The following is a 14,713-nucleotide window of genomic DNA, read 5'->3' as shown; positions in this document are numbered from 1 at the left end:
GGGGATATTGTAGTCAAATCTCTTTTATAAATAGCTTCAAGCGATCTTCCATATGCTACAATAGCACAAAAAAAGAGGTTTAGCATGTGCATTTTCTGTAAAATTATTAACAAAGAAATTCCCTCCAATACCGTTGCCGAAAATGAAGAATTTTATGCGTTTCATGATATTAATCCCAAAGCGCCCGTTCATGTTTTAGCGATTCCAAAAGCACATTATCAAAGTTTTAACGATATTCCCGGAGATGTGATGGGGAGAATGTCAACGTTTATGCAAGAGGTCGCCAAAGCGTGCGGAATTGACGAGAGTGGTTACCGAATCATCAGTAATATCGGGGAAAATGGCGCTCAAGAGGTAGGGCACCTCCATTTTCACATCCTCGGCGGAGCGAAGCTCAAATGGGGTCATTTTGCTGACGCTGATCCTAAGGATTTCTTTTAATCCTTACGCATTGCACCCTTGCAATGCACCAAAATCGACGGCACTTCCACCACCGCTAATCATCTTCTCATTTTCACGAATCACCTTGCCGTTATGGATAATCGTATAGCTGATCGCTGTGGTGTCGCGAATCGTATTGATCGTTGAGCAGTAGGTCTCCAGACTCGCCATCACCCAACGTGCTGCGAGTGTATCGTCCGCATTCGATTCATATCGGTATTCGAGGTGAAGCGAGTTGAATTTTCGCGGAGCAGACTCATTACGAACCACTTCACCGCTTACTTCAAGATTTTTTACTTCATACCCCTGCTGTTTAGGAAGCAGTACAATATCGGTCGCACTGCAGGTGATAATCCCGCTTAAAAAATACTCAATCGGAGAGATTTGGGGGCAATCGATAATAAAACTGCTCTTCTCTGTTTTAGCTTCAAAGCGCATTGCATCCTGATGAGAAACGGTAATCTTCATTGTACATCCTTGAGGAAATGGTCAAAATAGATAATTTGCTCTAGTGTACGAATTTCCGCCGTTCCCCCTTGGGAAATACGGGCATTCATCGAGTGTTCAATCGCCAAATAGGGGATAACATCTTCTTTAATTCGTTCATCGATAGCGTGAAGTTCAGGATAGTCGATATCACTCAAATCGATTCCGAGCACTTCGGCACGGGCAACGGCGCGTCCTGTGATGTGGTGCGCTTCACGAAACGGAACGTCACAGTGCTCGACCAGATAGTCCGCCAAATCGGTAGCGGATAGATGCCCCAGCTTGCACGCGCGAGCCATATTCTGAGGTTTAATTGTCATTGTACGCAATGCTTCGCGGAGAATTTCAAGGGAGAGTTCAGCCGTCTCAACACTGTCAAACACCCCCTCTTTATCCTCTTGGGTATCTTTGTTATAAGCTAGCGGCAACCCTTTCATTACAGTCAAAAGTCCCATCAAGTTACCGAACACCCGTCCTGTTTTTCCTCGAAGCAACTCAGGAACGTCGGGGTTTTTCTTTTGCGGCATGATAGAGCTACCGGTCGAATATTGATCGGAAAGTTCAACGAAACGAAACTCGTAACTTGACCACAAAATAATCTCTTCCGACAAACGGGAAATGTGCATCATCAACGTCGAGATATTAAACAAAATCTCCAGCGCGAAATCACGATCGCTCACCGTATCGAGGCAGTTGATACTCACCGAATCAAAGCCAAGTTCTTTTGCCGTCATTTCACGGTTGATATTGTGCGGTGTTCCGGCAAGTGCGGCGCATCCGATCGGAGAGATATTATTACGTGCCATAGAGCTCTCAAAACGTTCTATATCACGTTTAAACATCGAAGCGTATGCCAGTAAATGAAATGCAAAATTAATCGGTTGTGCGTGTTGCAGATGGGTCATTCCCGGTAATAATGTCGCAGTATGATCTCTTGCAATATCAACAACGACTTCCATAAGGGCTTTGATCAGTTCAACTATCTCACGATTCTTGCGAAGTACGTAACGACGGAAATCAAGAGCGACCTGATCGTTGCGGCTACGTGCGGTATGGAGTTTTTTTCCTGCTTCGCCGATAATCGCCGTGAGCCGTTTTTCAATCGCCATATGGAGATCTTCATCACCGATTTTCCACTCAAACGATCCTGATTCAATTTCGCTGAGTACTTGAGCCATCCCTTTTTCGATCAAAGTAGACTCTTCATCGGTTAAAATCCCTTGATGAGCCAACATTTTCGCATGTGCGATGGAGCCTTCGATATCTTCACGGTAAAGTTTTTGATCAAACATGATCGAGGCGTTAAATTTTTCCAAAAGGGTTGACGCATCTTGCGTAAAGCGTCCTGACCACATCTTTTCCATGGTATCTCCGAAGTGTGTAAAAGTGGGGTATTTTAGCGAAGTTTGGTTTAGAAGAAAATCATCCCGCAGAGGATGAAGGGTTTATTTAGTTACAGGCAGGGACATTGCCGCTATCGGATGCATATTCAACCAGAAAATCTTCCAGATGTTTAGCCCCTTTTGTAAAACTGCGATCTTTGAAATAATCCCAAGACGGCTGCGCTTTTTTGGAATTCAGATGAATATCGGCGAGTTTCTCACCTTTATTATCCATCAATTTTTCCCATACGCGCTGTTTTTTAGATCCGGCTAATTGTTGACCGCCGCCATGACACTCTTTACAAGAATCAATGTAAATTTTTTGACCTTTGTATGTGGCCGCGTTAAGAAGGGTTGAACCGGCTAAAAGTGTAATTGCTACTGTAGCATAAAAGGTGCGCATCGGAATTGATCTTCCCTATTTATAGTATATCTATTAAGTTAATATTACATTAGTAATTCTAATAAATTGCTTAAGTTTATTCCCCTAAACAAGGGGAAATAGGGGATCAAAGTTGATATTTTTTCTCTAATTTCAAGTCTAAATCCCAAAGGTTGAGCCCTTTTAGTCGCTCTATAACAGCCGGGGTACATTCTACATCACCCGGCCACTCACGCTCATATCCGTCAACTGCCGTTTTCATCGTCCCATCAAACGCTACTATAGGGTCTGAAACATATAAGTCACGTGACGCATCGATATTATTACTGACACGCCAAAGGAGCATATAGGGGTTATGAATATCGTTTTTAGCGTCATCCACAAAAATTACAATCCGTAAATACGATTTTAGAGCATCCAAAGCACTGAAACAGATTTTCATCGAACGGGTTTTATCAACACTTATCACAGTGATCGGGTTGGCGGTATGACGCATATATTGAGTCAATCCGGTAACTTCAGGAACAAGGTGACGTATTTTTTCTAACAATGCAGGGCTATCAACTGACTCAGGTGCGCTCGGTGAATACGATGCGGTAAAATCGATACCGAGCTTGCCGCCGACGAGCGATTCGGGACTGGAATGATCCAGTGCATCGGTAATCCCCTCAGAGATAAAAAGGCATTTAGGGATAAATCGGTTCAGTGCATAGGTAATCAATGCTTCATAGTTTGTCAGCTTCGGTGCATCTTCCCCGAAGAAAAGGGCATGTTTGACAAAGCTCATTTGGCCTGAACCCCAAAAAATATGCATAAACTGCTTTGCATGCCCTTTATAAAGCGGTTTCATTTTTGCCAGAATGAGGTTATGAAACACTCCGTTTTCCGGCATATGATAATCGATCAAATCGGCCGCATTCGTTTTCAACAACGGCAAGAATACTCGTTCAGTCGCCCATCCCATATATTTGTCTTCCAACGGCGGTTTGCCCACTACGGTTGCCAAATAATAAGGATTTTTACGATGAGTGATCGCACTCACTTCCAGCTCGGGGTAATGCTCTTCCAAGGTGTAATAGCCGGTATGATCCCCAAAAGGGCCCTCTATTCGAAGCTTTTCAGTGTCTACCCACCCCTCGATGACAAAATCGACATCCTCAGGGATAAATAGCGGTGTCGTGAGCGATTCAACCAGTTTTGGAGACTCTTTTTTGATAAGTCCATATAGGAGCAGTTCATTAACCCCATACGGCAACGGAGCCGTTGCACACCATGTATAAAGAGGATCGCCTCCGATCGCAATCGATACCGGCATTTTTTTGCCGGCACGTTGATACTGATCGAAAAAGTGAGATGAGTCTTTATGAATCTGCCAGTGCATACCGAGATGGTTTTTATCATACACCTGCAATCGGTACATCCCGAGATTAACGAGCGCTCCGTCAAGACTTTGAGTATAGACCTGCCCCATTGTAATAAACGGACCGCCGTCTTCTTCCCACGTTGTGAGGATCGGTAAATCATACAGATTAACGTCATCACCCTGTTGGACGATCTCTTGGCAGCTTCCGCGCGTTTTGAGTTTTTTAGGGAAAATATCTTTCATTGAAAAAAGATCGCCGAGCATCCCTATTTTCTCTTTAAATCCTTGAGGGGGCTTCATGTGGAGAAGTTTTTCAATCTCACTTGCCACCCCTTCCACTTCGCGTCCGAATAAAAGTTCAGTACGGCGGAATGAGCCGAAAAGATTCATCACAACGGGAATATCAAACTTTTGACCTGTCGATTTATCAATCGGATGGGTAAAAAGGAGTGCTTTCCCCCCATCTTGTTTTTTGACTTCAGCATACGCTAAATGGGGAATTTCAAGTTTTATATCCAAAGGGGTATCGATAATACGCAATTCCCCTTTGCTTTGGAGTAGATCAATGGTTTTTTCTAATGTCACAGATTAACCCTCATTTGCCATAGCTTCGGCGCGCTGTAATAATTCCATCGCACCTTGTGCAATCAAACGCTCCGCCATCGCTTCACCGACACGTTTTGTTTGTTGCTTAGAAACAGTAATCTCATCTCCCATCACTTCAGAGCCATCAGGCATACCGAGCGTTGAGCGAACAATCACATCTCCGTTTTCTTGAACCCGTGCACTAACACCGATTGGAACCTGACATCCCCCCTGCAACGTGTCGACAAACCCGCGTTCAATGGTGGTCTCGATACGGCTGTTCTCATCTTCGAGGAATGACGCGATCTCTAATACCCACGGCTCGTTAACTGTCTCGATACCAAGTGCCCCCTGCCCCATAGCCGGAAGCATCTCATCCAGAGAAATCGGATAAAAATACTCTACCAAATCCGAAAATCCTAAACGATTGATCCCTGCCGCAGCGAGGATAATCGCGTCAAACTCACCCTCTTTGAGTTTACGAATACGGGTATCAACATTCCCCCGTAAATCTTTAATCACTAAATCGGGACGCTGTTTCACAAGCTGCATGCGACGACGCAATGACGATGTACCGACGATCGCTCCTTGAGGAAGCGACATAATATCAGGGTACTTTTCACTCAACATCGCATCACGGACATCTTCTCGCAGAGTGATCGCCGAGAGTAATAACCCCTCCGGCATCACGGTAGGAACGTCTTTGAGAGAATGTACCGCCATCTGTGCCTCACCGCGAAGCATAGACTCTTCGATCTCTTTAAGAAATAGCCCTTTACCCCCGATTTTTGCCAAAGGGACATCCAAAATTTTATCCCCGGAGGTGATAATAATTTTAAGTTCCACTTCGACGTCGCGAAATTGTGTTTCAATAACCGACTTGATATGGTTGGATTGCCAAAGGGCAAGTTTGCTTCCGCGTGTTGCGATTGTGAGTTTTTTCATAAATTACTTAACCTTAATCTCTTTATATTTATTTTTTGAAGCGTCTTTTTGACCGTTAAAAAAGACGGTAGGTGTTCCGACAACCATCATCGATTGTGCCACTTTTTGGTCAAATTCAAACTGATTTATGACAGAAGGTCGTCTAATGTCTTTTAGGTCGATTTTTGTACCGAATGTTTTATTAAAAGCATTGAGAATTTTTTGGTCATCTTTTTCATTCGCATTAATATCAACTTTGTAAAGACTCAAAACAGCATTCTCCGTCCCGTTTTGCTCCGCTGCAATCGCTGCTTTTGTCAACGTTACCGCCGCAGGATGAAGAGTTGCAAGTGGAAAATGGTAGTAGTAAAGGGCAAATGTTTTAGGATATTTTGCCATATACGAGATTGCTTCGGGAACATAACGACGACAAAACGGGCAAAGAGGATCAGAGAAAATAGCTACTTTATGGGTTGCGTTAGCTTCCCCGCTGATACGGTTGGATTTTGTATAAAATCCGCTACTGAAATCAGGAGAGACCGTATCGTTGTAGCGCTCACCGCTCTTTACGTTAATCAGTTCAGGGGCAATAACATTGCCATTGACAAAATAGGTAGCATTTTGGTTAATATGGCGGGTATCACTCCCTTGTTTTACATCTGCCTCAATGCTCATAAAATAAGCCTGCCACCCAGTCATTGCGGGGAGATTTTTCTTTCCGCTTACTTCAACTGACAAATTGGTAATATTCGGGTTATTACCAATCCCTTTTTTTAAAAACGAAATAACTTCAGCATCGGTTGCAGCCATAAGGCTAGCGGAGAGAAGGAGTATCGTCGATAATTTCGGCATCAATGACATAGTCATCCTTTCGTGTGGTTTGGGTAGTGTTGTGTGGTGGATATTTTCGCGTAAAACGGTTAATGATCAGTGTTCCTAAAAGGGAAAATTGCATTAAAATACCGATAAAATCACATAAAAATCCTGGGAGAATCAGGAGAATTGCCCCCAATAGCCCCATAATATTTCGATTTGAAAATCCCTGCATATCGATTTGACGCGTACGGAGTGCGTCAAGATTCTCACTCAACGTATGACGAAAATTCATTAAGATGAAAATTCCTAAAAAGGCACTGAATACAATCTCGAAGAAGGTTGCTAATCCACCCATCTGCGTGGCAATCTCAATGGTGATAAAGACTTCTGCAAAAAGGTAAATCAGAAAATAGATCACTGTCGTAATTCCTCGATTTTAGTCAGTACGTCTGCCGCGTTAACGGTAATCATCTCTCGGGTAGAGCGTACCATAATCTGTACCAAGCCGTTCTCCAACTCTTTTCCGACAATAACGGTAAACGGAAAACCGATCAGTTCCGCATCGGACATTTTAAATCCGAATCGCTCTTTACGATCATCCAGCATAACCTCGATACCGCGAGATTGCAAAGATGCGTAAAGCTCTTCGGCATACGCCATATGGCTCTCTTCTTTGATGTTTGAGACCATAACATTGACCAAATATGGAGCCGTTGCGTGAGTCCAAATACACCCTTTTTCATCATGGTGTTGTTCGATCACGGCAGCGACAAGACGGCTGACACCCATCCCGTAGGTTCCCATAATAAAGGGCTGTGAACGGCCGTTTTCATCCAAAAACTCCGCTTTAAGCGGTGCGGAATAGACGGTCCCAAGTTTGAAGATATGCCCTACTTCAATCCCTTTGGTATGGAGAATTTTACCGCCGCAGTGAGGACACCCGTCCCCTTCTTGAACGCTGATGAGATCAGCAAAATGGGCTTCATTCATCACAGAGAGATCAACTCCGACAAAATGGTAATCGGCTTCATTGGCACCCGTAATCATCGTCGTTGCCCCGCGTGTATCGTTATCCATAACGATACGGATTTTATCTTGATCGAGCGGCCCGATAAATCCCGGAAGCAAACCGATTTCAGTAAGCTCAGCTTCGGTTGCATCGACCAAATCGATCGCTCCGACACTGTTACGTGCTTTTACCTCTTGAAGCTCATCGCATCCGCGAATAAAGAAACAGACCAATTCAGACCCTTCAGTATAAACCGCACGCTGAACTACAGCTTTGAGGGTGTAATACGGATCGACATGGAAAAAGTTACTTAAATCATCGATTGATTTGATATCAGGAGTTTTAAAACGGGCGAAATCGGCACTCGGCGCTTCAGGAAAAGTGCTTCTAGGTGCTCGGCGTGCCGCTTCGACATTGGCACCGTATTCGCATGTATCGCACACGGCAAGGGTGTCTTCACCGCTTCCTGCAAGTACCATCAACTCTTTTGACCCCGTACCGCCGATCGCACCGCTGTCGGCTTCAACAATACGAAAGTTAAGACCCAAACGTTCTAAAATACGTTTATATGCCGCTTCCATAGCATCGAACTCACGATCCAGATCTTCGGTTGAAGAGTGAAAGCTGTAGCCGTCTTTCATCACGAACTCGCGTCCGCGCATAAGACCGAATCTCGGACGCGCTTCATCACGAAATTTCGTTTTGATCTGATAAAGATTCATCGGGAGTTGTTTGTAGCTATTAACTCGGTTACGAACAATGTTCACCATCATCTCTTCATGGGTCGGCCCGAGAACAAAAAGGTTCTCTTTACGATCGCGGAAGCGGAGAAGCTCTTTACCGAACTTCTCGATCCGTCCACTCTCTTCCCACAACTCGGCAGGAGTGACGAAACTGAGATCGACTTCTTGGGCGTCACATGCAGCCATCTCTTCATTAATAATGTTTTCGATTTTACGAAGTACCCGTTTTCCCATCGGCAAGAAATTATACAATCCAGCAGCTACCTGTGTGACAAATCCGGCACGTGAGAGGAAGATATGGCTTGGGAGTTGTGCATCTTTCGGTGCTTCTTTGGTGGTGGGGATATAGGCTTTACTAAAACGCATTATTTTCCTTTAGGGTAATAGGTACAGGAGTTCTGGGAGAGGTCATCCCCCTCTTCCCGATTCATTAAAAAACTCATCGATTCGATCAGGGCATCAACACGCATAGGATCGGAACCATCACGCATCCTCTCGGCAAACGGGTGCAAAAACCGCTTTAATGCCTGTAGGGTTGCTTTATGCACGGCTTGCTCATATTCTTTAGGGATATAGCCGTTTTCGAGAACCCGCGTCGATTCTTGGAATGCGGCATCGGAAGCTTTGAGATACATATTTTTGATCAAAGGTTCGACTGAGAGGGTTTTAAGCCATTCAAAAAAGAAGGTAACGTGGCGACGAATGATCACATAAGAGAGTTTCGCTTCATCCTCACGAAGAGCGATATTTTCAGAAACAATCTCTTTGAGATCATCGACGTAAAAAAGTCGAATCGACCAAGCAGCAGCATCACATTCGATATCACGCGGAACCGCCATATCAAACCAGTAACGATCAAACGACGTCGGTTGTATCATATCCTCGGTAATAATCGGAGTGATGGATCCCGTCGCGGTAAAGAGCAACTCATTTTCGTTGATCGCATAACCGATCTCCTCGAAAGAACGGACACGAGCATTGCACTCTAACGCTATGGCTTCGGCCTTCTCAAAAGTACGGTTCATAACCGTCACATCCACCCCTTGAGCACTCAGATGCTTACAGGTAATCACCGACATCTCTCCCGAACCGATCACCAACGCTCTTTTACCGCTTACATCTCCAACCGACTCTTTGACTTTCGCTACGGCGACACTGGCAATAGAGACCGGTTTAGAGGAGATATTCGTGGCATTGCGGACATCGGCGGCACATTTAAAGGCATAGCTCATTGCACGAGAGATTTTTTGAGCTGAGTATCCATTCTCTTGGGAAAGTTTATAGGCATCTTTAAGCTGACCGGCAATCTGCGTCTCTCCGACAACCATTGAATCAAGCGAACTGGCTACGCTGAAAAGGTGGTGGATTCCCCCCTCATCATCAAAAATATCGGCACGCTCTTGGAGTTCGTGAGGAGTCAGTCCGGAGTGATGTGACAACAGTTTAAAAACGGCTTCTATTGCTAATTCCGTATCATTACAGCTGCACACAATCTCAACACGGTTGCAGGTAGAGAGAACCATCGATTCGCTAATGCAACTGTTTGCATTCAGTGTTTTCATAGCATTGAGTCGTGCCGTATCATCCACAAAAGCAAGTTTTTCCCGTATCGCTAACGTTGAGTTTTTATGCGAAAAACTAGCAATCAAATAGTGCATTAATGGCTTCTTTGGATTACAGATTCAATAATAGCGCGGAGTGCAGTCTCTTCACCGATGGCTTCAATCGCTTCATCGCACAAAGCTCTTGCATAGGTGTAAGAGTGCTCAATGATTTTATAGTCATCCATTTGGGAACGGATCCACCCTTTTTCCTCTTCATTCAACACTTTGGCGTGATTTTGAACAAGACGCTCTTTTCCCGCCTCATCCAACCGCTCATACAAATCGATGTACGGCAATGTCACTTTTCCCTCCGAAAAATCATTCAGTGACGGTTTCCCGAGTGTCGCTTCATCGGCTGTAATGTCGAGAATATCATCCACGATTTGAAATGCCAATCCCAGATTCTTACCGTACGTGGCGTGCGCCTCGTGATCTTTTCCGCTTAGCAAAGCCGCACTGAAAGCACACGCTTCAATCAACGTTGCCGTTTTAAGATAGAGCATTTTGAGGTAAAGATCGCGATCGGTATTAAAACTCTCCGCCATAGCGACATCCATCATCTCTCCGACAGAGAGACGGGTTACCGATTCGGCAACGGCGCGGGAAATAGCAGGATCAAATGCCGTCAATTCACTAAATGCTTTTGAGTAGAGAATATCGCCGAGCATAATGGCTGTTTTGCTCCCCTGTGTCGCATTGACTGAGGGGACACCGCGACGGAGCTGTGCTTCATCGATCACATCGTCATGTAAAAGACTCGCCGCATGGATCAATTCTACAATCGCTCCGAGCAAGGGGGCATTAGGAGCTTCGGGAGCTATAGTTAAAATGAGTCTTGCCCGCAGCCGCTTCCCGCCTGAGAGAGTTTTAAAAAGTTCTGCCGCATGAGGATAATCAACCTCATCAACCAGTTTAGCAATAAGAGTTTCTACAGTTTTCAACATACCTATTAATCACTTCTTTGTTAAATAATCCAACACGATCCGATTCTCTTTATCTATCAATAATAGATCCATTTGCGCCGTATTATTCCCTTCGTCGAATTTTTTAAAAACGACAATGACGTAGGGAACATCTTTTTGGGTTCGTTTAGCACTCAAGAGTACTTTCCGAAAGCTTTGATTGACATGCCCGACATAAAGAACATGCTGACCGACAAACCGATCAAAACTCTCATGCACCACCAAAGCCTTATCAGCATAGAGTGTCCAGCGAAAGTTCAAAAGACGCTCTTGCCCCTCGCTCTTTACAAGGACTTTAACCAATTCGTCTTTTTTGAGGTGAAAGGTTTTCGATTCTCTCCACGCGGCCGCATCCAAAAATGAAAACGACCCAAGGAGCAAGAATAGAAAAAACTTTTTCACGGCTACTCGTTTTGCGTCAATACGTTTCCGACCGAAATGATGTAAAGATTTTTTGCCATCATATCAATCTCATCAGAGCGTTCAAACTGAGCGTTCTGAATCACACGATCAATCCGATCTTCCCCGTGAACCTCTTGTAATAAGATTTCCATTGCCGCCATCCGCGTCATCAAACGTTCTAATTCATTATGAACCAAATCGCGATTCGCGTTAAAAACGATATCTAAAAACTTACTTTTCGGCGAACCTTGGAAAATATCGTCTTCGTCTTCAAACAGATTATACATTGTATCTCCAAAGTATCAATTTAAGTCGGCGATTATACCACCTCAATTCTTAGGTGTATAAAAAAAGGGGAATGATGAAAAAAAATAAAAGAAAGCGGATAGGTTTAGAAAAGCGTGTCTAATACCTGACTTTTATATTTCAGAGACTCAACTTTTGCTTTTATGAGACGGTTCTCTTCTTGCAGGGCATCATGTTCATGACTGAGGGTAGAAATTTCACGACTCTTAAAATAGATTTGGGTATTGATAAATATTTTGGGAAATACCACCACCAACACTAAAAAAATTCCCACAAAAACATTCCGCAAAAAGAGCGGTCCCATAGAATCATCAGGGCTAATTATATGTTGGGTCTCTTCTAATATGTCGAGTTTATCGCTCATGAGTATCAATCTCTTCGTATTTCAAAAATTCGTAATTTTGCACTTCGGCTCCGCGAATTGGCACGAAGCTCATCCGCCTGAGCAATCAGCGGTTTTTTCGTAATCACTTTGCCGATAGCGTTTTTGTTACCGCAGGTACAACGCATCGCATCATCGGGGCAAATACAGTTTTTCCCCCATTTGGTAAAGCGATTTTTGACGATCCGATCTTCAAGCGAGTGAAACGTAATAATCGCGACACGAAGCGTCTTGATCGTCGATCTCTCTATCGCATCAAGCAACCGTGTCAGTTCGCCCAGTTCATCGTTCACTTCAATCCGTATCGCCTGCATCACGAGCGTCGAGGGGTGGATCTTTTTACCCTTTGGCATTAGATGAAAAATCGCGTTGGAAAGCTCTTTTGCCGAAGCGAAAGGGCGACGATGCACAATCGTCTCCGCTACTTTTCGGGCATTCGTTACTTCGCCGTATTCGCGCAAGATCGTCTCCAACGCACTCTGCGAATATTCATTGACCACCTCACGCGCACTCAGAGGTGCATCGGGGTTCATCCGCATATCGAGAGTATCGCTCTCGTACGAAAATCCCCTCTCACGCTGATCCAGCTGTAATGAAGATACCCCTATATCGGCCAAAATACCGCAAATCTTCTCCCCTTTTTCGGTAATTGCCTCGTGAGCAACCTCGGAAAAACGTCCGCGTCGTATCTCGACACGGTTTCCAAAAGGTTCCAGACGTTTGGATGAAAAAGCGATAGCAGTAGGATCCTGATCAATCCCTATCAACGATAATTTAGAATTATTTTCAAGCAGCAGCGAAGTGTGCCCTCCGTATCCCATGGTGCAATCGATAACAATCCCCTCTTTGCATGGGGAGAATGCTTCGACCACCTCTCGGTAAAGGACGGGGATATGGGGAGTTTTTTGCACACAACTGCCTTTGCATTTTAGTCCCCTTATAATAGCCTACCCTCACTAACATATTGTTTAAAATATGATAAAATCCCATTATGGATAAACAATACGTTAAGCGTCAACTCGCCACTTTTGCCCTTTCAATGTTTCGAAAAGATTTTTTCGGCATCTATCACGGTTCACTCTCCGCTAAACTTGATACCAATCTTTTTACGATCAACACCAAAAATGCTGTTTTCGACTCCATCAGTGAAGAGAGTCTGATTGATCTGTTTTATAACAAAGATTACCGCTGGAAAGATGCCAGTATCGATGCCTCGATCCATCAGGGAATTTATCGCCAAATCTCCGATGCCAAATACATCACCTTTACGATGCCCCCCTTTACGACGGCATTTTCACTCAACCACTCTATCATCATCCCCAAAGATTATTTCGGGTTTAAAGAGTTCGGCAAAATTGCCATTTATGACCCGAAAAAATTTGATGATTGGTATGAGCGGGCGGTGAGTGAAATCCCCCAGTATTTTCAACAGAACAATACGGCGATCATGGTAATTCGAGGGTATGGAGTTTATGCCTTTAGTCGTGACATACACGCGATGGTACGACAGCTCTCTATTCTAGAGCGGAGTTGCCGTATTTTGATGCTCGATCACTCTCAGGCACGATTAGATATTGACTGAGATTATCGCCTCTTTGATGGCTTTAAAGACGGTTTTTAACTCATCTGGCGTGATGACATAAGGGGCCATCACATAGATAACGCTTCCCAACGGTCGTATCAATACCCCTTCTCTCATACAGTGCTGATGAATTTTCAATCCTATCCGCTCACTTGGATCAAACCCCTCCAGCTCTATCGCCGCAATCATCCCGCATTGACGCACTTCTTTCACTCTCGCCAACCCCTCAAAGCGTTTTAATTCTTCCCCAATGAGCGCAATCGTCATACGGTTATTTTCAATAACATTCTCCGACTCAAAAATATCAAGGGTGGCATTGGCCGCCGCACAGGCGAGTGCATTTCCCGTATAACTGTGTGAGTGCAAAAAGGATCGCGAAGGGTTATAATCACAGTAAAACGACCCGTATACTTCCTCTGTTGTTAGTACAACCGACAGAGGCAAATATCCCCCTGTAAGCCCTTTTGAGAGGACTAAAAAATCGGGTGTTATATCTGCTTGCTCACACGCAAACATGCTCCCCGTCCGTCCAAACCCGACTAAAATTTCATCGGCGATAAAATGGAGTCCATAGCGCTCACACAACTGTTTTGCTTCACTCAAAAAGAGCGGATGATACATCTTCATCCCCCCTGCCCCTTGCACTAACGGCTCAACAATCAATGCCGCTATTTCACCCCCGCGTTCTTTGAGTAAGCTCTCAAACGATTTGGCCGCTTCCAACGCCGCCTCGATACTTTGATTGATAGGTGAGGGTGTTTGAATGGAGCGGATCAATAAAGGCTCATAGGTCTCTTTGTAGAGTGCGACATCACCGACCGAAAGCGCTCCCAGTGTCTCCCCGTGATAACTCTCACGTAGAGAGACGAATAATCCTCTCTCTTCTCCCTTGTTTTTATGGGAGTGATACGACATTTTCAATGCCACTTCAATCGCACTGGAACCGTTATCGGCATAAAAACAACGCGTTAGTCCCTTAGGCGAAAGTGCCACTAGCCGCTCGGAAAGTCTGACAATCCCCTCATGGGTAAATCCCGCCAAAATAACATGTTCCAGTCTATCCAGCTGCTCTTTGATTTTTTGGTTGATATATGGGTTGCAATGGCCGAAAAGATTAACCCACCAGCTACTGATTGCATCGATAGTCCGATTGCCTTCAAAATCTTCCAAATAGACCCCATCCGCTTTGGCAATTGGGATGAGAGGAATAGTTTCATGATCTTTCATTTGGGTACACGGATGCCACAAAACACTCAAATCCCGCGTCGATATCTCTAAATTGTTCATTGAAAGCCTCTAAAGTTGATTATTTTATGATAACATCTGTTAGTCATGACCTATTTT

Annotated in this window: 17 protein-coding genes; 2 read left to right on the top strand and 15 right to left on the bottom strand. The window is 44.4% G+C overall.

What is annotated here, in order from left to right; genetic code table 11:
• Positions 1–84: 84 nt before the first annotated feature.
• Positions 85–441 carry a histidine triad nucleotide-binding protein gene (locus Q8O20_RS11845; protein WP_305531358.1) on the top strand — a complete coding sequence of 119 codons (357 nt, stop codon included), beginning with the start codon at positions 85–87 and terminating at the stop codon, positions 439–441.
• Positions 442–444: 3 nt separating this feature from the next.
• Here Q8O20_RS11845 and Q8O20_RS11840 read toward each other — a convergent pair whose 3' ends face one another.
• The 14 genes from Q8O20_RS11840 to rsmH form a co-directional block, all read right to left on the bottom strand.
• Positions 445–909, bottom strand: a complete 465-nt coding sequence (locus tag Q8O20_RS11840) for an OsmC family protein (RefSeq protein ID WP_305531357.1) — start codon at positions 907–909, stop codon at positions 445–447.
• On the bottom strand, positions 906–2,291 hold the full coding sequence (gene argH / locus Q8O20_RS11835) for an argininosuccinate lyase (RefSeq protein ID WP_305531356.1): 1,386 nt from the start codon (positions 2,289–2,291) through the stop codon (positions 906–908). The genes Q8O20_RS11840 and argH overlap by 4 nt, the downstream gene beginning before the upstream one ends.
• Positions 2,292–2,376: 85 nt before the next feature.
• Positions 2,377–2,712: a c-type cytochrome gene (locus Q8O20_RS11830; RefSeq protein ID WP_304740523.1), complete on the bottom strand. Its 336-nt coding sequence runs from the start codon at positions 2,710–2,712 to the stop codon at positions 2,377–2,379.
• 106 nt (positions 2,713–2,818) lie between these two features.
• Positions 2,819–4,639 carry a menaquinone biosynthesis decarboxylase gene (locus Q8O20_RS11825; protein ID WP_305531355.1) on the bottom strand — a complete coding sequence of 607 codons (1,821 nt, stop codon included), beginning with the start codon at positions 4,637–4,639 and terminating at the stop codon, positions 2,819–2,821.
• Positions 4,640–4,642: 3 nt separating this feature from the next.
• On the bottom strand, positions 4,643–5,584 hold the full coding sequence (gene hemC / locus Q8O20_RS11820; RefSeq protein WP_304740519.1) for a hydroxymethylbilane synthase: 942 nt from the start codon (positions 5,582–5,584) through the stop codon (positions 4,643–4,645).
• 3 nt (positions 5,585–5,587) lie between these two features.
• Positions 5,588–6,415, bottom strand: a complete 828-nt coding sequence (locus tag Q8O20_RS11815; RefSeq protein WP_304740517.1) for a DsbA family protein — start codon at positions 6,413–6,415, stop codon at positions 5,588–5,590.
• The gene (locus Q8O20_RS11810) at positions 6,378–6,797 is read right to left on the bottom strand and encodes an FxsA family protein (RefSeq protein ID WP_305531354.1); all 420 of its coding nucleotides are present in this window, start codon (positions 6,795–6,797) and stop codon (positions 6,378–6,380) included. Before Q8O20_RS11810 ends, Q8O20_RS11815 begins: the two co-directional genes overlap by 38 nt.
• Positions 6,794–8,497, bottom strand: a complete 1,704-nt coding sequence (locus Q8O20_RS11805) for a proline--tRNA ligase (RefSeq protein WP_305531353.1) — start codon at positions 8,495–8,497, stop codon at positions 6,794–6,796. Before Q8O20_RS11805 ends, Q8O20_RS11810 begins: the two co-directional genes overlap by 4 nt.
• Complete coding sequence (hemA, locus tag Q8O20_RS11800) at positions 8,497–9,789, bottom strand: glutamyl-tRNA reductase (RefSeq protein WP_305531352.1); 1,293 nt, start codon at positions 9,787–9,789, stop codon at positions 8,497–8,499. The genes Q8O20_RS11805 and hemA overlap by 1 nt, the downstream gene beginning before the upstream one ends.
• Positions 9,789–10,676: a polyprenyl synthetase family protein gene (locus Q8O20_RS11795; RefSeq protein WP_305531375.1), complete on the bottom strand. Its 888-nt coding sequence runs from the start codon at positions 10,674–10,676 to the stop codon at positions 9,789–9,791. Before Q8O20_RS11795 ends, hemA begins: the two co-directional genes overlap by 1 nt.
• Positions 10,677–10,688: 12 nt before the next feature.
• Positions 10,689–11,099: a hypothetical protein gene (locus Q8O20_RS11790; protein ID WP_305531351.1), complete on the bottom strand. Its 411-nt coding sequence runs from the start codon at positions 11,097–11,099 to the stop codon at positions 10,689–10,691.
• 2 nt (positions 11,100–11,101) lie between these two features.
• Complete coding sequence (locus Q8O20_RS11785) at positions 11,102–11,386, bottom strand: DUF2018 family protein (protein WP_304740507.1); 285 nt, start codon at positions 11,384–11,386, stop codon at positions 11,102–11,104.
• 104 nt (positions 11,387–11,490) lie between these two features.
• Complete coding sequence (locus Q8O20_RS11780) at positions 11,491–11,769, bottom strand: hypothetical protein (RefSeq protein WP_304740505.1); 279 nt, start codon at positions 11,767–11,769, stop codon at positions 11,491–11,493.
• Between the two features lie 5 nt (positions 11,770–11,774).
• The gene (gene rsmH, locus Q8O20_RS11775) at positions 11,775–12,698 is read right to left on the bottom strand and encodes a 16S rRNA (cytosine(1402)-N(4))-methyltransferase RsmH (RefSeq protein ID WP_305531350.1); all 924 of its coding nucleotides are present in this window, start codon (positions 12,696–12,698) and stop codon (positions 11,775–11,777) included.
• Between the two features lie 80 nt (positions 12,699–12,778).
• Between rsmH and Q8O20_RS11770 the strand changes: the two genes are divergently transcribed.
• Positions 12,779–13,369 carry a class II aldolase and adducin N-terminal domain-containing protein gene (locus Q8O20_RS11770; RefSeq protein WP_305531349.1) on the top strand — a complete coding sequence of 197 codons (591 nt, stop codon included), beginning with the start codon at positions 12,779–12,781 and terminating at the stop codon, positions 13,367–13,369.
• Here the strand turns inward: Q8O20_RS11770 and Q8O20_RS11765 are convergent.
• Entirely contained in the window at positions 13,355–14,656 is a 1,302-nt protein-coding gene (locus tag Q8O20_RS11765; protein ID WP_305531348.1) for an adenosylmethionine--8-amino-7-oxononanoate transaminase, read from the bottom strand. The two genes, Q8O20_RS11770 and Q8O20_RS11765, sit on opposite strands and share 15 nt — an antisense overlap.
• Between the last annotated feature and the right edge of the window lie 57 nt (positions 14,657–14,713).

The sequence above is a fragment of the Sulfuricurvum sp. genome (assembly GCF_030691015.1).
Classification (GTDB): Bacteria; Campylobacterota; Campylobacteria; order Campylobacterales; family Sulfurimonadaceae; genus Sulfuricurvum.
Note: the sequence above shows the minus strand (reverse complement) of the source record. Positions and strands in the feature narration are given on the sequence as shown.